Source organism: Pseudomonas moorei (genome assembly GCF_042846945.1).
In the GTDB taxonomy this organism is placed as follows: domain Bacteria; phylum Pseudomonadota; class Gammaproteobacteria; order Pseudomonadales; family Pseudomonadaceae; genus Aquipseudomonas; species Aquipseudomonas moorei.
This window is the reverse complement of record NZ_AP035776.1, coordinates 284,935-304,813: the sequence shown is the minus strand read 5'-3', so window position 1 is coordinate 304,813 and position 19,879 is coordinate 284,935. Positions and strand designations below refer to the sequence as shown.

The 19,879-nt window shown below is 59.7% G+C and carries 23 protein-coding genes; 8 read left to right on the top strand and 15 right to left on the bottom strand.

Annotated features, from left to right (window positions below; genetic code table 11):
- Positions 1–22 precede the first annotated feature (22 nt).
- From ACGJAX_RS01455 to ACGJAX_RS01410, 10 genes are all read right to left on the bottom strand, one after another.
- Positions 23–1,294 (bottom strand): class I SAM-dependent methyltransferase, encoded by a 1,272-nt coding sequence (locus ACGJAX_RS01455; RefSeq protein ID WP_390957243.1) that lies wholly within the window; start codon positions 1,292–1,294, stop codon positions 23–25.
- Positions 1,281–2,096 (bottom strand): DUF1365 family protein, encoded by an 816-nt coding sequence (locus ACGJAX_RS01450; protein ID WP_390957242.1) that lies wholly within the window; start codon positions 2,094–2,096, stop codon positions 1,281–1,283. The genes ACGJAX_RS01455 and ACGJAX_RS01450 overlap by 14 nt, the downstream gene beginning before the upstream one ends.
- Positions 2,093–3,340, bottom strand: coding sequence for an FAD-dependent oxidoreductase (locus ACGJAX_RS01445; RefSeq protein ID WP_390957241.1), 1,248 nt, complete (start codon positions 3,338–3,340; stop codon positions 2,093–2,095). The genes ACGJAX_RS01450 and ACGJAX_RS01445 overlap by 4 nt, the downstream gene beginning before the upstream one ends.
- Positions 3,337–4,119 (bottom strand): SDR family oxidoreductase, encoded by a 783-nt coding sequence (locus tag ACGJAX_RS01440; protein ID WP_248916533.1) that lies wholly within the window; start codon positions 4,117–4,119, stop codon positions 3,337–3,339. The genes ACGJAX_RS01445 and ACGJAX_RS01440 overlap by 4 nt, the downstream gene beginning before the upstream one ends.
- Positions 4,116–4,538 carry a nuclear transport factor 2 family protein gene (locus ACGJAX_RS01435; RefSeq protein WP_248916534.1) on the bottom strand — a complete coding sequence of 141 codons (423 nt, stop codon included), beginning with the start codon at positions 4,536–4,538 and terminating at the stop codon, positions 4,116–4,118. Before ACGJAX_RS01435 ends, ACGJAX_RS01440 begins: the two co-directional genes overlap by 4 nt.
- A complete protein-coding gene (gene phrB / locus ACGJAX_RS01430) occupies positions 4,531–5,976 on the bottom strand; it encodes a deoxyribodipyrimidine photo-lyase (RefSeq protein ID WP_390957240.1) in 1,446 nt (481 codons plus the stop codon). The genes ACGJAX_RS01435 and phrB overlap by 8 nt, the downstream gene beginning before the upstream one ends.
- Positions 5,977–5,989: 13 nt before the next feature.
- Positions 5,990–6,931, bottom strand: coding sequence for a MerR family transcriptional regulator (locus tag ACGJAX_RS01425; protein ID WP_390957239.1), 942 nt, complete (start codon positions 6,929–6,931; stop codon positions 5,990–5,992).
- The gene (locus tag ACGJAX_RS01420; RefSeq protein ID WP_390957238.1) at positions 6,931–7,890 is read right to left on the bottom strand and encodes a DUF1722 domain-containing protein; all 960 of its coding nucleotides are present in this window, start codon (positions 7,888–7,890) and stop codon (positions 6,931–6,933) included. Before ACGJAX_RS01420 ends, ACGJAX_RS01425 begins: the two co-directional genes overlap by 1 nt.
- A 180-nt stretch (positions 7,891–8,070) precedes the next feature.
- Positions 8,071–8,286, bottom strand: a complete 216-nt coding sequence (locus ACGJAX_RS01415) for a TIGR02450 family Trp-rich protein (RefSeq protein ID WP_090325111.1) — start codon at positions 8,284–8,286, stop codon at positions 8,071–8,073.
- Positions 8,283–9,269 (bottom strand): NAD(P)/FAD-dependent oxidoreductase, encoded by a 987-nt coding sequence (locus ACGJAX_RS01410; protein WP_047533123.1) that lies wholly within the window; start codon positions 9,267–9,269, stop codon positions 8,283–8,285. Before ACGJAX_RS01410 ends, ACGJAX_RS01415 begins: the two co-directional genes overlap by 4 nt.
- Before the next feature lie 198 nt (positions 9,270–9,467).
- Here ACGJAX_RS01410 and ACGJAX_RS01405 point away from each other — a divergent pair, with 198 nt between their 5' ends.
- On the top strand, positions 9,468–10,370 hold the full coding sequence (locus ACGJAX_RS01405; protein WP_390957237.1) for a TIGR01777 family oxidoreductase: 903 nt from the start codon (positions 9,468–9,470) through the stop codon (positions 10,368–10,370).
- A gap of 13 nt (positions 10,371–10,383) precedes the next feature.
- Entirely contained in the window at positions 10,384–11,409 is a 1,026-nt protein-coding gene (gene hemH, locus ACGJAX_RS01400) for a ferrochelatase (protein WP_247256335.1), read from the top strand.
- A 135-nt stretch (positions 11,410–11,544) separates the two neighbouring features.
- Here the strand turns inward: hemH and ACGJAX_RS01395 are convergent, their stop codons facing one another.
- Together ACGJAX_RS01395 and upp are read right to left on the bottom strand one after the other, a co-directional pair.
- A complete protein-coding gene (locus ACGJAX_RS01395; protein WP_090325106.1) occupies positions 11,545–12,819 on the bottom strand; it encodes a uracil-xanthine permease family protein in 1,275 nt (424 codons plus the stop codon).
- 2 nt (positions 12,820–12,821) lie between these two features.
- Complete coding sequence (upp, locus tag ACGJAX_RS01390) at positions 12,822–13,460, bottom strand: uracil phosphoribosyltransferase (RefSeq protein WP_090325104.1); 639 nt, start codon at positions 13,458–13,460, stop codon at positions 12,822–12,824.
- Positions 13,461–13,635: 175 nt separating this feature from the next.
- Between upp and ACGJAX_RS01385 the strand changes: the two genes are divergently transcribed.
- The 4 genes from ACGJAX_RS01385 (at position 13,636) to ACGJAX_RS01370 (ending at position 15,670) form a co-directional block, all read left to right on the top strand.
- Positions 13,636–14,193 (top strand): hypoxanthine-guanine phosphoribosyltransferase, encoded by a 558-nt coding sequence (locus tag ACGJAX_RS01385; RefSeq protein ID WP_090325102.1) that lies wholly within the window; start codon positions 13,636–13,638, stop codon positions 14,191–14,193.
- Between the two features lie 4 nt (positions 14,194–14,197).
- Positions 14,198–14,671 (top strand): WbuC family cupin fold metalloprotein, encoded by a 474-nt coding sequence (locus ACGJAX_RS01380; protein ID WP_090325100.1) that lies wholly within the window; start codon positions 14,198–14,200, stop codon positions 14,669–14,671.
- Between the two features lie 162 nt (positions 14,672–14,833).
- Positions 14,834–15,319: a hypothetical protein gene (locus tag ACGJAX_RS01375; RefSeq protein WP_090325099.1), complete on the top strand. Its 486-nt coding sequence runs from the start codon at positions 14,834–14,836 to the stop codon at positions 15,317–15,319.
- 63 nt (positions 15,320–15,382) lie between these two features.
- Positions 15,383–15,670, top strand: a complete 288-nt coding sequence (locus tag ACGJAX_RS01370) for a PA4642 family protein (protein WP_090325097.1) — start codon at positions 15,383–15,385, stop codon at positions 15,668–15,670.
- A 69-nt stretch (positions 15,671–15,739) separates the two neighbouring features.
- Here ACGJAX_RS01370 and mqo read toward each other — a convergent pair whose 3' ends face one another.
- Together mqo and ACGJAX_RS01360 are read right to left on the bottom strand one after the other, a co-directional pair.
- Positions 15,740–17,248 (bottom strand): malate dehydrogenase (quinone), encoded by a 1,509-nt coding sequence (mqo, locus tag ACGJAX_RS01365; RefSeq protein ID WP_390957236.1) that lies wholly within the window; start codon positions 17,246–17,248, stop codon positions 15,740–15,742.
- A 753-nt stretch (positions 17,249–18,001) separates the two neighbouring features.
- On the bottom strand, positions 18,002–18,220 hold the full coding sequence (locus ACGJAX_RS01360; RefSeq protein ID WP_390957235.1) for a hypothetical protein: 219 nt from the start codon (positions 18,218–18,220) through the stop codon (positions 18,002–18,004).
- 204 nt (positions 18,221–18,424) lie between these two features.
- On the opposite strand from ACGJAX_RS01360, the gene ACGJAX_RS01355 reads away from it, so the two are divergent.
- Positions 18,425–19,009 carry a YajG family lipoprotein gene (locus ACGJAX_RS01355; RefSeq protein ID WP_090325093.1) on the top strand — a complete coding sequence of 195 codons (585 nt, stop codon included), beginning with the start codon at positions 18,425–18,427 and terminating at the stop codon, positions 19,007–19,009.
- A 137-nt stretch (positions 19,010–19,146) separates the two neighbouring features.
- Here ACGJAX_RS01355 and ACGJAX_RS01350 read toward each other — a convergent pair whose 3' ends face one another.
- Positions 19,147–19,353 (bottom strand): hypothetical protein, encoded by a 207-nt coding sequence (locus ACGJAX_RS01350; RefSeq protein ID WP_090325091.1) that lies wholly within the window; start codon positions 19,351–19,353, stop codon positions 19,147–19,149.
- 192 nt (positions 19,354–19,545) lie between these two features.
- Here ACGJAX_RS01350 and ACGJAX_RS01345 point away from each other — a divergent pair, with 192 nt between their 5' ends.
- Positions 19,546–19,830 (top strand): hypothetical protein, encoded by a 285-nt coding sequence (locus ACGJAX_RS01345; RefSeq protein WP_090325090.1) that lies wholly within the window; start codon positions 19,546–19,548, stop codon positions 19,828–19,830.
- The last annotated feature ends 49 nt before the right edge of the window (positions 19,831–19,879 follow it).

The following is a 19,879-nucleotide window of genomic DNA, read 5'->3' as shown; positions in this document are numbered from 1 at the left end:
CTCAGACGGGACGTCTCAGTCATCAAGCGTCGAAGCGACCCAATAGCGGCTCGGTGATTGCCGATGGCTTGGCCAGCAGCAGTTGTGCGGTGCCGATGGTGCGCTCCATAAAGCCGCCTTCGCAGTAGCACAGGTAAAACTCCCACAGCCGCAGGAAATAGTCGTCATAACCCAGCTCACTCAGGCGACCCTGGGCGCGGCGAAAATTCTCGCGCCACAAGCGCAAGGTTCGCGCGTAATGCAGGCCGAAGTCTTCCATGTGCAGCAGGTTCATGTCGGTGTCGCGACTGACGATCTCCAGCATCTTCTGCACGCAGGGCAAGGCACCACCGGGGAAGATGTAGCGTTGAATGAAGTCGACGCTGTTCTTGGCCTGTTCATAGCGCTGGTCGCGGATGGTGATGGCTTGCAGCAGCATCAGGCCGTTGCTCTTGAGCAGGTGAGCACACTGTTTGAAATAAGTCGGCAAGAAGCGATGACCGACGGCCTCGATCATCTCGATCGACACCAGTTTGTCGTATTGGCCGGTGAGGTCGCGGTAGTCCTTGAGCAACAACGTGACCTGGTCTTGCAGCCCCAGGGCATCGATGCGCTGTGCGGTGAAGGCGTATTGCTCCCTGGACAGTGTGGTGGTGGTGACTTTGCAGCCATAGTGCTGCGCCGCGTACAGCGCCATGCTGCCCCAGCCCGTGCCGATCTCCAGCAAGTGATCCGTTGGCTTGAGGGCCAGCTTCTGGCAAATCCGCTGCAGTTTGTTCAACTGCGCTTGCTCCAGGCTGTCCTCGTCGGTCAAAAACTGCGCCGCCGAATACATCATCGTCGGGTCGAGAAACTGTTCAAACAGGTCGTTGCCCAAGTCGTAGTGGGCGGCGATGTTTTTCTGCGAGCCCTTGCGGGTATTGCGATTGAGCCAGTGCAGGCCCTGAATCAGCGGCCGGCCGAGTCTCGCCAGGCCACCTTCGAGGCCATCGAGCACTTCAAGATTACTCACGAACACCCGGACCACCGAGGTCAGGTCCGGCGAACTCCAGTAGCCCAGGATGAATGCTTCGCCCGCCCCAATCGAACCGTTGCTGGCCACCAGTCCCCACGCCGCGGCATCGAGGATATGGATCTCCCCCACCAAGGTATTGCTGGCACTGCCGAACACATGGCGTACGCCGTCTTCGACCAGCACCAACTGGCCGTGCTTGAGTTGGTTCAATTGCCGAAGCACGCCGCGGCGCAACAGCGATCCGGTCAGGCCGTGGGTGCTGAACAAGTTGGCTTTGGCCGAGACGCTAGAGGCTTTCATGATGGCGATCCTTGGGCAGGGTGGTGGCGGTCTGAAAGTTGCCGTCGGCCGCCTGATGGGCAAACAACGGCACGCGCTTGAGCAGCAGGCGCAGGGCTTGCCAATAAATGGCCAGGGCCGTTTTTGCGGTCATCCACGGAAAGCGCCGAAGGTAACGGTGCAGACTGGCGCGATCGAGGGTTTCGCGTTCGAGCGTGAGTGTGGCGTCGAACAGTTTTTCTTCGCCCTGCCAGTCGGCCATGTGCACGCCAAGTCTTTTGGCCACGGGGCTGAAGCTCATGCGGTACTGGATATCGCGCGGCAGGAAGGGCGAAACGTGAAAAGCCTTGGGCACGGCGAAGTGTTGATGAAAATCCGACAGGTCCTGCGGTGCCCTGGCGGGCAGTACGTAGTGATAGCGCTCGCGCCATGGCGTGTTGCTGACTTCGCAGACAATGGCCGCCAGTTGCCCGTCAGCTTCATGGCAATAGAAAAAACTCACCGGATTGAACGACAAGCCCCAACTGCGCGGTTGGGTCAGCAGGCAGACCGAACCTTGCGGCACATGGCCGATGGCTTCGCTGACCTGTTGGCGCACGGCGTCGATCAGGCGCATGCCGTTGCCGGTATAGGCCTTGAGGTAATCGCTTTCACGGAATGAGAACGGCGCAAAGCGGCTTACCCCCGCGAATCGTGACAAGCCGAGAACGGCGTCCTGTTCATCGAGGTCCAGGTACAACAGGCCGATCCGATAGCGGAATGCGTGGTGCCGGGGGGCAAAGCGCCGATGGGCGATCCAGCCGCTGTAAAGGGCGCTGTTCACAGGGTTTCTCCAAAAGCGCGGGCCACATGCAGGGCGCTGACCACGCCGTCTTCATGGAAACCGTTGGCCCAGTACGCGCCGCAGTACCAAGTGTGCTGCTGCCCGTCCAGTTCGCCCCGGCGTGCCTGTGCCGCCACCGCCGCCAGGCTGTATTGCGGATGGGCGTAGGTGTATTTGGCGAGCACTTTGAGCGGATTGATGGCGGCGCTCTGGTTGAGACTGACGCAGAACGTCGTCTCGCTCTGGATGCCTTGCAGGATATTCATGTCGTAGGTGACGGCGGCCCGTGTATGGCCAGGGCCGCCGAGACGAAAATTCCAGCTGGCCCACGCGAGTTTTCGCTGTGGAAGCAGGCGCGTGTCGGTGTGCAGCACCACCTCATTGTCGGCGTAGGGCAGGGCGCCGAGGATCGACTGCTCGGCTTCGCTCGGCGCTGCCAACAGTTGCAAGGCCTGATCGCTGTGGCAGGCGAACACCACCTTGTCAAAGCGCTCGCTCCCGGCAGGGCTGTGGATAACCACGCCATCTGCATCGCGCTCGACCCGTGTGACAGGACAGTTGAGGCGGATTTTCTCGCGAAAGCTGGCGGTCAACGGCGCGATGTAGGCGCTGGAGCCGCCTTCGATGACTTGCCATTGCGGGCGATTGTTCACCGAGAGCAAGCCGTGATTCTTGAAGAACCTGACGAATGATTGCAGCGGGAAAGCCAGCATGTCAGCCATGGGCATCGACCAGATCGCCGAGCCCATCGGCACAATGTAATGCAGGATGAAGCGCTCGCCATAGCCGCCGGCTTTCAAGTAATCATCCAGTGTGGTGTCGGGTTTGATTCGCTGTACTTCGAGGTCGCGCAGGGCTTGTTTGTTGAAGCGCAGGATGTCCCGCAGCATGCTCCAGAACCCCGGCGACAACAGGTTGCGGCGCTGGGCGAACAGGCTGTTGAGATTGTTGCCGTTGTACTCCAGGCCGGTATCGGGGTCGGTGACCGAGAAGCTCATTTCCGTGGGCTTGAAACCCACGCCGATCTGGCCCAGCAGACGAATGAAATTCGGATAGGTCCAGTCATTGAATACGATGAAACCGGTGTCCACCGCATAGGGCCGGCCATCGACGGTTACGTCCACGGTGTGGGTATGTCCGCCGACCCAGTCACTGGCCTCGAACAGGGTGATCTCGTGACGGCGGTTGAGTAGATACGCACAGGTCAGCCCCGAGATACCGCTGCCGATAATTGCAATCTTCACAGCTGATCCTTGATCGGCGGATGGCTGCGTACCATGCGTTTGCCGATCGCCAACTTCATCCGGCCGGGCAACTTCGACAATGGCCAGAGAGCGGCCATGAACAACGCCGGAAACGCGATTTCCAGCGGTCGATCCTTGAGCTTGGCGAAGATGTGCCGCGCGGCTTTATCCGCTGGCCAACTGAGGGGCATGGGGAAATCGTTTTTTGCTGTCAGCGGGGTGTCGACGAAGCCGGGGCTGACCACGGTGACTTCGATGCCTTCCGGCGCCAGATCGATACGCAGCGATTCGAACAGATAACGCATCCCGGCCTTCGAGGCGCCATAGGCTTCGGCCCGGGGCAGCGGCAGGTAAGTCACGGCACTGGCCACACCCACCAGGTGCGGCGCAGTGCCTGCCCGCAACAGTGGCAGCGCGGCTTCGATGCAATAGCTGCTGGCAAGCAGGTTGGTGCGCACCACATGCTCGATGATCGAGGCGTCGAACTGCTTGGCGTCCACATACTCGCAGGTGCCGGCATTGAGGATCACCGTATCCAGCGAGCCCCAGTCCTGGGCAATCTGCTCGCCGATTTCACGCACGGTCTGACTGTTGGTCAGGTCGCCGGCGACCACCAGCACTTGTCCGGGATAGCGTGCAGACAGAACTTTCAACGGCGCCACAGAACGTGAACTGACAGCCAGGTGCGCGCCGGTCTTGAGGATCTCTTCGGCCAGCGCGGCTCCAATACCGCTGCTCGCGCCAGTCAGCCAATATCTTCGTGGAGGTGTAAGGCTCATCCCATTCTCCTTTTCAGCCAGGCAATCGCCCGGCCCAATATCGGTAGATGTTCGTAAAGCATTGCCCCGGCATCGAAGTAATCCCGGTGGCAATAAACCTTGTCGCGCCAGCGCAAGTGGGAACAACCGTCGACCCGGATCAACCGGCCGCCCGCCAGGCGCGGATGGCGGTAACTCATGACCCAGCGCAAATAGCCTTCGCCTTCAGCGATCTGGTCGAAGCCATGAAAGTCGAAGCGCAGTTCGTTGACGTTGGCGTAAAGCTCGGCGAAGTAGGCGCGCAGTTGTCCGAGACCTTGCACTTCGTGCAACGGATCGGTGAAGCGCACATCGTCGGTGTACAGCTCGCCGAGGCGTTGCAGATTGTCTTTGTCCAACTGTGCAAACTGCCGGGCAAACTGGCGCAGAAAGCTACTCATCGTGAGCTCCGGCGGTCTGGCGCGACGGCAGGTTCTTGAATGCCGCCAGGGCGCGAGCACGGGAAGCATTCAGGTCGACGATGGGGCGCGGATAATCCGCTACACCGAACAGGCCGCCGAGTTGCGCCGGGTTGTGCACCTCCTTTTTGTTCAGCCCGGCCAGTTCCGGCAACCAGTGCTTGATGAACACACCGTCGGCGTCGAACTTTTCCGACTGGCTCAGCGGGTTGAAAATCCGGAAGTAGGGCGCCGAGTCGGTGCCGGTCGATGAGCTCCATTGCCAGCCGCCGTTGTTCGCAGCCAGATCGCCATCGATCAGGTGACGCATGAAAAAGCGTTCACCCTCACGCCAGTCGATCAGCAGGTTCTTGGTCAGGAACATCGCCACCACCATGCGCAGGCGGTTGTGCATCCAGCCGGTTTCCAGCAACTGGCGCATGGCCGCGTCGACGATGGGCAGGCCGGTGCGCGCCTCTTGCCAGGCCGCCAGTTCTTCCGGGGCGTTGCGCCAGGCCAGGGCTTCGGTTTCCGGGCGGAAGGCACGATGACGAGAGACCCGTGGATAGCCCACCAGAATGTGTTTGTAGAACTCGCGCCATAGCAGCTCATTGATCCAGGTGACGGCGCCGACCTTGCCGCTTTCGAATTCGCCCTGATTGCTTTGCAGCGCCGCATGCAGGCATTGGCGAGGGGAAATCACCCCGGCCGCAAGGTACGCCGAGAGTTGGCTGGTGCCAGGTTTTGCCGGGAAATCACGCTCGCTCTGGTAGTAGTCGATCTGGGCATCGGCGAAGGTGTCGAGGCGGCGGCGGGCTTCGACTTCACCGGCCGGCCACAATGCGCGCAAGCTTTCGCTGGGGGTGTCGAAACCCTGGATCTGTGCGGGAATCGCGTCGCTGAAGATGTTCAGCGGCGCTTGAGCCATGGGCGCGCTGACCAGGCGTGGCAATGATCGATGCAGGCGTTCGTAGCAAACCTTGCGGAACTGGCTGAAGACCTGGAAGTAGCTGCCCGTTTTGGTCAGCACAGTGCCTGGCTTGAACAGCAGTTGATCCAGGTAACTGTGGGCGTCAATGCCTTGGGCCTTGAGCAGATCGGCCACCGCGGCGTCACGGCGGGTTTCATGCAGGCCGTACTCTTCGTTGAAGTGCACGGCGTCGATTTTCAATTGCCGGCACAGATCCAGCAGCACCTGGGGGGCATCGTCCCAGCGCGGGGCGTTGCGGATCAGCAGTGGAATGTTCAGTTCGGCCAAAGCCTTGCTCAGCGTCTTCAGGTTACGTAACCAGAAGTCGACTTTGCACGGCGCGTCATCGTGCTCCAGCCATTGCTGCGGGCTTGGCAAATACACCGCCACGCAGGGGCCAGCCGCAGCGGCGGCCGAGAGCGCGGTGTTGTCATTCACGCGCAAGTCACTGCGCAACCAGATCAATTGCATGGGAGTGCCCGCATTAGATAAGCCCGCGCTGAACCAGTACTTGATGAGCCGTCAAAGGATCTTCAGCCACATACAGATCAGCGATCTCTGATGTTTTTACGGACAACTCGGCGTGGTGGATGCATACCGTTGGTCCGGCAATCATTTTTGGGCAGCTGACGCCATTGAAAAGTTTCGGCAGCTGCGAAGGATTGATGGCTTTGCTGGAATACAGCAGTACGCCACGGGGTTGCAGGTGATCGACCGCCAGCGCCAGTTCGCCGGCGGGCAGGGGCCAGTCGAACACTTCCACCGGGCAATCGGCGCTGCTGATCAGCCACGCGGTCAGCCACAGGTGAGGTTCCAGGGGCAGGTCCGAGTGATTGATCAACAGCAGCGGCGCGGTGTGTAGCTGACGATTGTTATGGTAGATGCGCGCGCCGAATTTGCTGCGCAGCCAGGAGTAAACAAACACCCGCTCCATTTGCGCGCCGAACTGGCCTTGCCAGCGTTGTTCCAGATCGGTGAGCAATGGCATCAGCAGTTGTTCGCACAAGGTCCGTGGCGGATACAGGGCCATGACCTGATTGACAGTGTCGTCCAGCGTGCGCTCGGACAAAGTCGCAACGGCTTGCAACAAGGTCTGGCGAAGACGCTGCCAATCGTTCTCGGTGGACTCGCTGAATTCTTGCGGGGTGTCGAGCAATTGCTTGACCTGGCTGACGGCTACGCCGCGATTGAGCCAGGTGAGGATGGTCAGGATGCGTTGCACATGTTCGGCTGAAAACAGTCGATGCCCCTTGGGCGTGCGTTGCGGCACGATCAGGCCATAGCGTCGCTCCCAAGCGCGCAAGGTGATGGCGTTGACCCCGGTTTGCCGGGCCACTTCACGGATCGGCAGCCAGCCTTCGTCCAGGGCTTTCTTGAAATCGGCGCCGAGGTCTTCACTGGCGCTGCTGTCGAGTGGGGCTTTCATCAGATGGCATTTCGCAGGCTGAGGTTTTCCGGGTGCGGTTGCAGGTAAACCTGCTGCGCGATGTACGGGTCAGGGTGCTGGCGGAAGTGGTGTTTGAGCAGCGTCAGCGGCACCACCAGTGGCACGATGCCGTGACGGTACTGGCCGATGATGTGTTGCATTTCCCGCTTGTCCTCGGCACTGATCGCCTGTTTCAAGTAGCCGCTGATGTGCTGCAGCACATTGGTGTGGGTGCGGCGGGTGGCGCATTTTTTCAGGGCCGCCATCAACTCGCTGAAGTAGCGCGAGCCAAGTTCTTTCGGGTCGGTGCGGCCCATGCTGCCCAGCAGATTGCCCAGGGTTTTGTATTGCATCGGGTTGTGGGCCATCAGCAGGTATTTGTAGCGTGAGTGAAATTCAGTGAGGCCGCGTCGAGTCAGGCCTTCTTGCAGCAATTGCTGCCAGGCGCTGTAGGCGAACACACGGGTGATAAAGTTTTCGCGCAGTACCGGGTCATTGAGTCGGCCGTCTTCTTCTACCGGTAAATCCGGATGCAGGGCGCAAAACGCACGGGCATAGATGCCCTGGCCACCCCCATCGACCGGCGCACCATTTTCGCGGTAGACCTTGACCCGCTCCAGTCCGCAGGACGGTGACTTCTGCATGAAGATGTAGCCGCTGATGTCGCGCAGCTCTGCGGCCATCTGCCGGCCGTAATCGGCCAATGGCCGGGTGACGTTGATCTCGCGGTTGATCGTCCCGACGGCTTCGGGTTGATTCGGATCACCGACCAGCCGGATCGGCTCCCGGGGAATGCCCAGGCCAATCGCGACTTCCGGGCAGACCGGCACGAAATCGAAGTAGTCGGTGAGGACGCGGCTGCACAAGCGCGATTCCTTGTGCCCGCCGTTGTAGCGTACCTCTGCGCCGGTCAGGCAAGCGCTAATGGCGATTTTCGGTTTGGCAGGCGACTGGAGCATCGGAGCACCTCGGAATCTAAACCTATACAGACTTCATAATCTGTACAACATAGGTTCATCATAGGTTCAAAGGTGTACAAGTCAAATAGTTTGTATAAGTTTTGGTCGAGGGGGCAGAAATCCTCTGCGCGCTGGCTCACAGCTGGGAGGTTGGAGGTGTCGCTGCCATCGCCCCAGGGTCTAGTTCCAGCCCAATTTCCAGCTGTCGCTATTTTTCAAGACCTGCCAGTCGTACCACTCACTGCGTTTGGTCAGCACCGCTTGTAACTCCACTTTCAGCACTGTCCCTTCGTCGTCACGCAACAGTTCAGTCACCAGGAAGTGTTTTTCGCGGTTTTGCGGATGGGCTGCTGTCCATTTCGACAGCAGCAATTTGCTCGGGTTGATGCGGTTCACTGCAGATGCTCATGCAAGCGGCGGGCGGCTTCCTGGCCGCTGAGCCAGGCGCCTTCGACGCGGCCGGACAGACACCAGTCGCCACACGCGTACAGGCCCAGATCGGCATCGGCGAGGGTGCCCCACTCATGGCTGCTTGCCGGGCGGGCATAGAGCCAGCGGTGGGCGAGGCTGAAGCTGGGGGCGGGCATCGCACTGTGCAACAGTTCGGCGAAGGCACCGTGCAATTGCTCGATCACCGCTTCCTTGGGCAGGTCGATGTGCTGGCGACTCCAGGCGCTGGTGGCATGCAACACCCAGGTGTCGAGTGTGTTGTCGCGTCCTGGTTTACTGCGGTTGCGTGCCAGCCAGTCCAGCGGACTGTCCTGTACGAAACAGCCTTCCATGGGGGTGTCCAGCGGGGTTTCGAATGCCAGGGCGACGGCCCAGGTAGGGTCCATTTTCACCCCGGCGGCAGCGCCGGCAAGCTTCGGTGCCGAGGCGAGCAAGGCGGTTGCCTGAGGCGCCGGCGTGGCGATTACCACATGGCTGAAGGGGCCATGGGTGAAGCCCTCGGCGTCCTGCAGGTGCCAGTGTTCTTCGCCGCGATAGACCTCGGTGATGCGGCAGGCGAAATGCACTTCCAGGTCACCCAGCAGGGCGCGGGTTATGGCGCTCATGCGCGGCGTGCCGACCCAGCGCGTCTGTTCGTCCGGCGACAAGTTGAGCTGTCCGCCGTGGAAGGTGTAGAGCTGGGGTGTCCACTCGGCGACCCAGCCATTGGCCTGCCAGCGTTGCACTTCGGTGACGAAGCGGCGATCGCGAGCGGTGAAGTATTGCGCGCCCATGTCCAGGGCACCTGCGTCGCTGCGCTTGCTCGACATGCGTCCGCCACTGCCGCGGCTTTTATCGAAAAGTTGAACGACATGCCCTGCGTCTGTCAGGGCTTGTGCGGCTGATAACCCGGCTATGCCGGTGCCGATGATTGCGATAGGTACAGTCATAAGGGCCTCGTTTACCTTTCTGTACAGACTACGCCGGGGTTTAAACCTGTACAATATTGTTTTTTGGTATAACTTTTAGCGTTCTCGTTCTGACAGCTTGGCCTATTGTTAAACACAGAGCCTGCCCGATACCAAAAGATCCCTTGCTTATAAAAATAGACTAGTGATCAGGGTAAAACGCCACGCGAGGAAGATGTCATGCACATATTGCTGACCGGCGGTACTGGTTTGATAGGACGTCAGCTCTGCCAACTCTGGTCGAGACAGGGTCATCGCTTGACTGTCTGGAGTCGCAGGCCTGAAAAAGTCGCGAAAATCTGTGGCGCTCAAGCGCGTGGAATCGCAAGGCTCGAAGATCTGGGTGATGCTCCCGTCGATGCCATCGTCAACCTCGCCGGTGCACCGATCGCGGACCGTCCATGGACTCACAAGCGCAAGGCCTTGTTGTGGAGCAGCCGTATTACTTTGACCGAAAGCCTGCTGGCCTGGATCGAGAGCCGCGAACAGAAACCTCAGGTTCTGATATCGGGGTCGGCGGTGGGTTGGTACGGCGATGGCGGCGAGCGTGAACTGACCGAGGACTCGCCACCGGTCAGCGAAGATTTCGCCAGTCAGCTGTGCATCGCCTGGGAGGAGACCGCTCAGCGCGCCGACGCGTTGGGTGTTCGTGTGATCCTCATCCGCACCGGGCTGGTGCTGTCGGCCGAGGGCGGTTTTTTGTCGCGGTTGTTGCTGCCGTTCAAATGCGGGCTGGGCGGCCCGATTGGCAGCGGTCGGCAGTGGATGCCGTGGATTCACATCAACGACCAAATCGCCTTGATTGATTTTCTTCTGCACCGCAACGACGCCAGCGGTCCATATAATGCCTGCGCACCGAAGCCGGTGCGCAATCGCGAATTTGCCAAAACCCTGGGCAGCGTGCTGCACCGCCCGGCGTTCATGCCGATGCCGGCCTTTGCGTTGAGGGTCGGCCTGGGCGAGTTGTCGATGTTGTTGCTGGGCGGTCAGCGAGCCACACCGGTTCGTTTGCTGCAGGCGGGTTTCACTTTCCAGTTCACTGATTTGCGCGCGGCCCTGGATGATTTATCCAGCCGCCTCTGAAATAGGATGTTGCATGACGGATCACGCGTTGCTTCTGGTCAACCTGGGCTCACCCGCCTCCACCTCGGTGGCGGATGTACGCAGCTACCTCAATCAGTTTCTGATGGACCCGTATGTGATCGACCTGCCATGGCCGGTTCGGCGTCTGTTGGTGTCGCTGATCCTGATCAAGCGCCCTGAGCAGTCGGCCCATGCCTATGCTTCGATCTGGTGGGAGGAAGGCTCGCCACTGGTGGTGATAAGCCGTCGCCTGCAACAAGCCATGACTGCCCATTGGAAGCACGGGCCTGTTGAGCTGGCGATGCGTTACGGCGAACCGTCCATTGAGTCGTCGCTGTTGCGCCTGGTGGCGGCGGGTCACCAGCGAATCACGTTGGCGCCGCTATATCCGCAGTTTGCCGACAGCACCACCACCACTGTGATCGAAGAAGCCAAGCGGGTGGTGCGCGAGAAAAAACTCAACGTTCAGCTGTCGGTGCTCCAGCCGTTTTACGATCAACCGGAATACCTCGATGCGTTGGTGGCCAGTGCCAAGCCTTATCTGCAACAGGATTACGACCACCTGTTGTTGAGCTTTCACGGCCTGCCTGAGCGGCACCTGACCAAGCTCGATCCGACCGGCCAGCATTGCTTCAAGAATGATGATTGCTGCAGGAACGCTTCGCCGGCCTCCCTGACGACCTGTTACCGCGCTCAATGCCTGCGTAGCGCGGCTGAATTTGCCAAGCGCATGGGCCTCCCGGATGGCAAGTGGTCGGTGTCGTTTCAATCGCGACTGGGCCGGGCGAAATGGATTGAGCCCTACACTGAAGCGCGCCTCGATGAACTGGCCAAAAGTGGAGTGAAGAAGGTGCTGGTGATGTGCCCGGCCTTCGTCGCCGACTGCATCGAGACGCTGGAGGAAATCGGTGATCGCGGACGAGAGCAATTCCTCGAAGCGGGAGGGGAGGAATTGGTGCTGGTGCCGTGTCTCAACGATGATCCGCAGTGGGCGCGAGCGTTGAGTGCGTTGTGTGAAAGAGCGCCATTGGCGCTATAGGAATACAACCTGTGGCGAGGGAGCTTGCTCCCGCTTGAGTGCGTAGCACTCACAAAATCTTCATCGACTGCGAGAGTTTTGGGGCCGCTTCGCGACCCAGCGGGAGCAAGCTCCCTCGCCACAGGGGTTAATCTGTTACAACAGCGGCTCATTCGCCTTCTTGTGCTTCCAGCTGTCGTTGCCCGGAAGGATCAGGTTCAGCGCAATCGCCACCACCGCGCACAGCGCGATGCCTTTGAGGCCGAAGTCATCGGGACCCGTGCCGGTTCCGATCAGTACGCCGCCAATCCCGAACACCAGGGTCACCGAGACAATCACCAGGTTGCGTGCTTCGCCCAGGTCGATTTTGTGGCGAATCAGCGTGTTCATGCCCACGGCTGCGATCGAGCCGAACAACAGGCAGAGAATCCCGCCCATTACCGGCACCGGAATGCTTTGCAGCAGCGCGCCGAACTTGCCGATGAACGCCAGGCTGATGGCGAAGATCGCCGCCCAGGTCATGATTTTCGGGTTGTAGTTCTTGGTCAACATCACTGCGCCGGTCACTTCGGCGTAGGTGGTGTTGGGCGGACCGCCGAACAGACCGGCAGCGGTGGTGGCAATGCCATCGCCGAGCAGGGTGCGGTGCAGGCCGGGTTTCTTCAGGTAATCGCGACCGGTCACGCTACCCACGGCGATCACGCCGCCGATGTGTTCGATGGCCGGGGCCAGGGCCACCGGAACGATGAACAGAATCGCCTGCCAGTTGAACTCCGGCGCAGTGAAGTGGGGGAGGGCGAACCATGGAGCCGCAGCAATCTTCGCGGTATCGACCACGCCGAAGTAGAACGACATGCCGAAACCCACCAGCACGCCTGAAATGATCGGTACCAGGCGGAAAATGCCTTTGCCGAACACGGCGACGATCAGGGTGGTCAGCAACGCTGGCATCGAGATCATCATCGCCGTCTGGTAATGAATCAGTTCAGAACCGTCGCCGGCCTTGCCCATGGCCATGTTGGCGGCAATCGGCGCCATGGCCAGGCCGATGGAGATGATCACCGGGCCGATGACCACGGGCGGCAGCAGGCGGTCGATGAAACCGGTGCCTTTGATCTTCACCGCCAGGCCGAGGAAGGTGTAGACGAAACCGGCCGCCATCACGCCGCCCATGGTCGCGGCCAGGCCGAACTGGCCTTTGGCGAGGATGATCGGGGTGATGAAGGCAAAGCTCGACGCCAGGAACACCGGCACCTGACGCCCGGTGACGATCTGGAACAGAATCGTCCCCAGGCCGGCGGTAAACAGCGCCACGTTCGGGTCCAGGCCGGTGATCAGCGGCATCAGCACCAAAGCGCCGAAGGCCACGAACAGCATCTGTGCGCCAGACAGCACCGTGCGCCAGAGCGGATCGTTGAACTCATCCTGCATGGTCAAGCGTCCTTCTGCTTGGTGCCGAAGATCTTGTCACCGGCATCGCCCAGGCCCGGAATGATGTAACCGTGCTCGTTCAATTTCTGATCGATGGAAGCGGTATAGATGGTCACGTCAGGGTGAGCTTTCTCGACCGCCGCGATGCCTTCCGGCGCGGCAACCAGCACCATGGCGCGGATGTCCTTGCAGCCAGCCTTTTTCAGCAGGTCGATGGTGGCGACCATCGAGCCGCCAGTGGCGAGCATCGGGTCGATGATCATCGCGAGCCGTTCGTCGATTTCGGGTACGAGTTTCTCCAGGTAGGTGTGGGCTTCGAGGGTCTCCTCGTTGCGAGCCACGCCCACGGCGCTGACTTTGGCGCCCGGAATCAGGCTCAGCACGCCTTCGAGCATGCCGATGCCGGCGCGCAGGATCGGTACTACAGTGATTTTCTTGCCGGCGATTTTCTCGACCGACACGGTGCCGCACCAACCTTCGATATCGTAGGTTTCAAGCGGCAGGTCTTTGGTGGCTTCATAGGTCAGCAGTGCGCCGACTTCCTGAGCGAGCTCACGGAAATTCTTGGTGCTGATGTCTGCGCGGCGCATCAGGCCAAGTTTATGACGGATCAGCGGATGGCGGATCTCGAGGATGGGCATGGGAAAGGCTCCGGCGGCGGGCAAAAAAACCGGCCTAGATTAATCTATCCGAGGGTGTTGTCCTATAGACATACAGTACGTTAGTCCACAAAGGCTTGATCTGGCCGTGCGGGATGCGTACCTTTGCCCGCTTTTCCTCACTTCGTCCCCCCCGTTACCACCCCAGGAGAGCGCCATGTCCGCTGATCTCGAGCATATCCGTCAAGTCATGCGAGAGGCTGACTGCCTGTACACCGAAGCTGAAGTCGAGGCGGCCATCGCCCGCGTCGGTGCGCACATCAATGAGCAACTGGCCGACAGCAATCCGGTGGTGTTCTGTGTGATGAACGGCGGGCTGATTTTCGCCGGCAAACTGCTGACCCATCTGCAGTTCCCGCTGGAAGCGTCCTACCTGCACGCCACCCGCTATCGCAACGAAACCAGCGGCGGCGAGCTGTTCTGGAAGGCCAAGCCGGAAGTGTCGTTCATCGACCGTGACGTGCTGATCATTGATGACATCCTCGACGAAGGCCACACCCTGGGCGCGATCATCGACTTCTGCAAACACGCTGGCGCGCGTAAAGTGCACACTGCCGTGCTGATCGACAAGGACCATGACCGCAAGGCGCGTCCGGACCTCAAGGCCGATTTCGTCGGTTTGCCGTGCATCGACCGTTACATCTTCGGCTACGGCATGGACTACAAAGGCTACTGGCGCAACGCCAACGGGATTTTTGCCGTTAAGGGTATGTAAGACCATGACCAAGACGAGCTTTCTTGATCAAACGCTGTTCGCTGAGCTGGCCGAGAAAGCCGCGGCCAATCCTCGCGGGCGCCAACATCATAATTTTCACCAGATGGAAGAGGCTTGCCACCGCATGGCGGTGGGCTTGCAGCCCGCCACCTATATTCCGCCTCACCGGCACCTGGGGGAAAACAAGGCTGAAACCTTGCTGGTGCTCAAAGGGAAACTGGGCTTGTTGATCTTTGACGAATCTGGCGCAGTGCTGAGCAGGTCGGTCTTGCAAGCCGGTGGAGATTGCGTCGGCGTGGACCTGCCAACAGGTGTGTTCCACGGTCTGGTAGTGCTGGAGCCCGACAGCCTGATGTTCGAATGCAAGGCCGGCCCTTACCGCCCGGTCGGTGAAGGTGAGCTGGCCCACTGGGCGCCGCGTGAAGGCGAGCCGGGTGTCGCGGAGTATCACGCCTGGATGCGTGCGCAGTTCGACTGAACCATGATCTGTAGGAGCGAGCCTGCTCGCGATGGAGTGTCAGTTACATAGATGTTGTCTGACACACCATCGCGAGCAGGCCCGTTCCAACAAGAGATGAGTCCAGCCATCCAGTCCTGTTAGCTCATGCTAGAGTGCTCAGCCCCGATTCCGGAGCCTGTCATGAGCCGTTCGATCCGTTGCTGCGCCGCCCTGTTGCTGACCCTCAGCCTTCCCCTGGCCGCCGCCCCGGCGCCGATGCACGCGCAATTCTTGCCACCGGACGACCTGTCGCTGCGCGACGCCGATCCTGAGCAGCAGCAATTGATGCAGGTCACGGACTATTCAGTGGTGCTTGGTGCTCAACGCCAGTCCAACCAGCAACCGATTCCGGTCACCTCACAGCTGTCGATCCGCCTCAAGGGCAAGTCCTTGAACAAGGGCGCCACGATCAATCAGGTGCTGGTCTACTTCGATGGCGAAAGCAAAAGCCTGAAAAAACCGGTCTACGACGACAAGAGTAAAACCCTGACGCTCTATTACCCGCTGGCTCAGTACCGGGTGGTGATGGACTTGCTGCGCAATGACACGGTGTATTGCCAGTTCCTCAGTTACGCCAACGGCCATATCTGGGCCGACCTGCACACCGGTAGTGTTCGTCCGCGTTGAGTGCCAGGCCCGCGCAGGGGTAAACTGCCTGCCCCGTGAAATGTCTGCGAGCTGGAGTCGGCAATGCGTAAAGATAAGAAACAAGTGATTGGTGACGAGATCGGCGATGAGCAGATCAAGTTGTTCCTCGATTTCGAACCGGTCGACGCCACTTCGCCTTCGTTGCACAAACTGGTGAAAGCCTACCGTGGTCTGCGTATCGATGATTTCGAGCGTTTTCTGAAGTTCTTCGCCGAAGCCGGCCTGGACCTGAATGGCAAGGATGAGCACGGCAATGATTTTGTCGCCCTGATCAAGGATCAGCGCAACGCATCGGACTACATCGAGCTGATCGAGAAAGCTCGCGGCTGACCGCTTTTCAAAGGCATAAAAAAACGCCCCGCTCTCAATGAGAACGGGGCGTTTTTTTATGGGGTTCAATCAAGCGTAGCTTTCGGTTTCGCTGCTTGCCTGAACCAGTTCCAGCGCGACGTTGTTCTGCGTGTTGATCTTGCGATACAGCGCAGCGTCGGTTTCCAGGACTTTTTCACGGGCCGGGAAGATTTCTGCCAGTTTGGCAGCCCATTCGCCTTTGGCTTTGCCCGGGAAGCATTTTTCGATCAGCTCGAGCATGATCGAAACGGTCACCGAGGCACCCGGCGAAGCGCCGAGCAGGGCGGCCAGGGAGCCGTCCTTGGCTGCGACCAGTTCGGTACCGAACTGCAGAACGCCGCCTTTTTTCGGGTCTTTCTTGATGATCTGCACCCGTTGGCCGGCCACTTCCAGGCGCCAGTCTTCGGCTTTTGCTTCAGGGTAGAAGCGACGCAGGGAATCCAGACGCTGTTCCATCGATTGCATCACTTCGCTGACCAGGTATTTGGTCAGGTCCATGTTGTTCTTCGCCACGGCGAGCATCGGGCCGATGTTGCCGGCGCGAACCGACATCGGCAGGTCCATGAAGGAACCGTGCTTGAGGAACTTGGTGGTGAAGCCGGCGTAAGGTCCGAACAGCAGAGACTTCTTGCCATCGACGACACGGGTGTCCAGGTGCGGCACGGACATCGGTGGCGAACCCACGGCAGCCTGGCTATAGACCTTGGCCTGGTGATGCTTGACCACTTCCGGGTTGTCGCAACGCAGCCATTGGCCACTGATCGGGAAGCCGCCGAAGCCTTTGCTTTCTTCGATGCCCGAAGCTTGCAGCAGTGGCAACGCCGCGCCGCCGGCACCGAGGAACACGAACCTGGCATCGACATCACGGGAATTGCCGCTGTTGACGTCCTTGATGCTGACGGTCCAGCCGCCGTTATTGCGCTTCAGGCCGGTCACACGCTTGCAGTACTTGACCTGGGCATCGGGTGCGCTGGTCAGGTGCTTGAGCAACTGGTTGGTCAAGGCGCCGAAGTTGACGTCGGTACCATTGATCACTCGGGTGGCGGCGAGGGTTTCGCCAGGGTCGCGCCCAGGCATCATCAATGGCATCCACTCTGCCATTTTAGCCTTGTCTTCGGTGTACTCCATGTCGGCGAAGGCGTGGTGCTTGCTCAGCACCTTGAAGCGCTCCTTGAGGAAGGAAACGCCACTTTCACCCTGCACGAAACTCAGGTGCGGAACCGGGCTGATGAACGATTTGCACGAGCCGAACGTGCCTTTTTTGGTCAGGTACGACCAGAATTGCTTCGACACCTCGAACTGGGTGTTGATGTGCACGGCCTTCTTGATGTCGACGGTGCCATCGGCAGCCTGCGGCGTGTAGTTCAACTCGCACAGACCAGCGTGACCGGTACCGGCGTTGTTCCACGGGTTGGAACTCTCCGCGGCTCCGGAATCCATCAGCTCGACGACTTCCAGCTTGATCGCGGGGTCGAGCTCTTTGAGCAGCACCGCAAGGGTGGCACTCATGATGCCGGCCCCAACCAGTACTACGTCGACTGCTTCGTTATGCGCCATTTAACGCGTCTCCAAAATCTGCAGCACCAAATTGACGGCATGGCTGCCAGGAGTGACGGGGCATGTCTATGTGGCCCCAGGTACCCATGGCAGGATCGCCATGTCCGAATCTTCGCAATTTTTCGCAACTTCGACGGACGCTACCTGCCGGGTCTAGTCAGAGTCCCATGAACTCATTTCAACGTGCGGCTGGCAATTCGACTTATGGTCGATACATCCGTTTGTGCAACCAAATCCGTAGCGGACAGGCTTCAGGCTCCGGTGTTCGAGGAATACTCGGTCCTGTGTCGTTGGGCTGTTGTAGACGCTAATGGTGCATGTTCAGACGCAAAACTATTCATTTGCTCGCCACACTCTTGTGAAGTTGTGAAAACCCGTTTTTTTCACGCTCTTTTGAAGACGTGAACCTCAAAAAGGGCTGTCCCAGCCTGGCACCGTGCCCGGATGATGTGCCGCCAGGGAATACACGGCAGGCAAAACGGGCAAACAGCTCAGTAACCGAGCGTAATGACAGCTCTGCAGATTCGCGAAAAGAGGGGGGCTGCCAAAGGAACAGCAAGCGCGCCAGCTTCACTCGATCTGTGTGGGCGGCTCTCTGTGGGCGGTGCGGGGTGTCAATACCAGGGCATTGACGATGCTGCGAGGCCCGATCAGGAGACGTCCTTATAATCGGGGGGAGATTGTAGCGAAGAAACGCAGGGAATTGGTCGTGTTTAATGACTTTTATTAGGCGTCTGGTCAGGTGGTTAGCAGTTATTGCACCCGTGAACGGGATTGAGGCTGGTCGATGCGGGCACCAGCGGGCAGCGGTTGGTGCAGCCAGCAAAGGCGGATTTCTTCGATTTCGACCCAGCCATCGCCCATGGGCTGGAGGCTGCATTGCTTGAATGCCTGGCAATGGCCCTGGCTGTCGAGCAGGGCGAAGCTGCGGTGGCGCGGGCGTGGTGCGAACAGTGAAACGAGAACGCGCATGGTCAATTACCTTATGGACGGCTACCGATCAAGGTGACAGTTCGTCATGACGCGCAGGTGAATGGCGGGTGAAGGATGCGTGACAGGAACCGCGCTCTGAAGGGTTTGTCAGAGATTTCAGTAATCGTTGCCTGACCCTAGTTAGCCGCAGTGGCGCACCGCTATACTGCCGGCCTGTTTGTGCCTGATTCTGGAGAGAAGAGCATGTTGCAACGCCTGTTGTTCGGTTTGATTACTGTGACCAGCCTCACGCTGGTCGGCTGCGCCCACAGTCCGCAACAACTGAGTCCGGAACCCAAGCTCACGGCGCAACTGGCGCCGGTAGGCCATGGTCAGCCGGTGGTGGTGCGTGTGGTGGACGGCCGTCCGTCGCCGACCCTGGGCACCCGTGGTGGCCTGTACCCGGAAACCAGCGCGATTACCGTGCAGGGCCAGCAGATCCTGCCGAAGTTGCAGGCTCAGGCTGAAGCCGCCGTGCGCCTGCTGGGCTTCACCCCGACAGCCAATGCGATGAATGCGCCACAACTGACCGTGACCCTGACCGAACTGAAGTATCAGTCGCCCAAAGAAGGCATGTATGTGACCGAGGCGACCATTGGCGCGACGTTCCGCTCCGATGTGCAGAATGCCAACCGTCGCTACAGCGGTCGTTATGGTTCATCCCTGGACCAGCGTTTCGGCATGGCGCCGAACCAGGAAACCAACACCAAGCTGGTCAGCGACGTGTTGAGCGATGCCTTGACCCGACTGTTCAAGGACCCGACCGTCGGGCAGATTCTCGGCGAGTAATGCGAGCCCTGTAGGAGCGAGCCTGTCGAATCGTCGCACCGTCGCGATGGTCGTCAACGATTACGCGGGAAATCTGATACCCCGCGGCATCCTCAAGCCCATCGCGAGCAGGCTCGCTCCTACAAAGGAAACAGTTCTCAGGCCGCTTGCGAGTAAAACTCCAGCACACTCACACCCGTCAGCAAATCCGCTTCGGGCAAGTCCGCGTGTTGATGGCCGCCGAGCGCGCAGTACACCAGCCAATGGCGGTCCTGAACGTTGAAGGCGAGGCTGCCGACGAGGGTTTGTTGTTCGTCGCTGTGATTGATGAGGTAGAGGCGATCCTGGTTTTCGGCGTGCAACATGACGCAGTCCCTGTCGGTTTCGAGGGGCGACAGACTGACGTATTCAGATGACGGCCCCATGACGCAGGACAACCATTGGTCGAATGCTTGTTATTTGTCGGAAAGGCAGGGCAGGCGCAGAGGCTTTCGGTAGAATCCGCGCCGCAGTCGCCGGTTCGGCGTCCGTCACACCGGTTTTGCCAGAGGTTTGTCATGTCGTTGCATTTGATGACGCTGTTTACCACCCATCCCGCCAAATTGATCAATCTGCTGGCCTTGCTCTTTGCGTGCCCTGGCGGATGGCTGCTGCACGCAGCCCGTCGCCGTGAGCTGCGCGCGATCGCCAGCCTGCAAGCGCAGAGCCAGAGCCGTCGCGTCGATGAGCCCATGCTATTGCTCGATGGTGCGACGCTGCGCATGAACCGGTTTTTCTACGCCTTCGGTTTTGCCTGCCTGGGGTTGGCGTTGCTGGTGTCGTGGATCAGCACTCGAGTCTGAACCTGATGTAACCCGGTAGTAATCAGAAAACAAAAACGGCGCCCCAAAG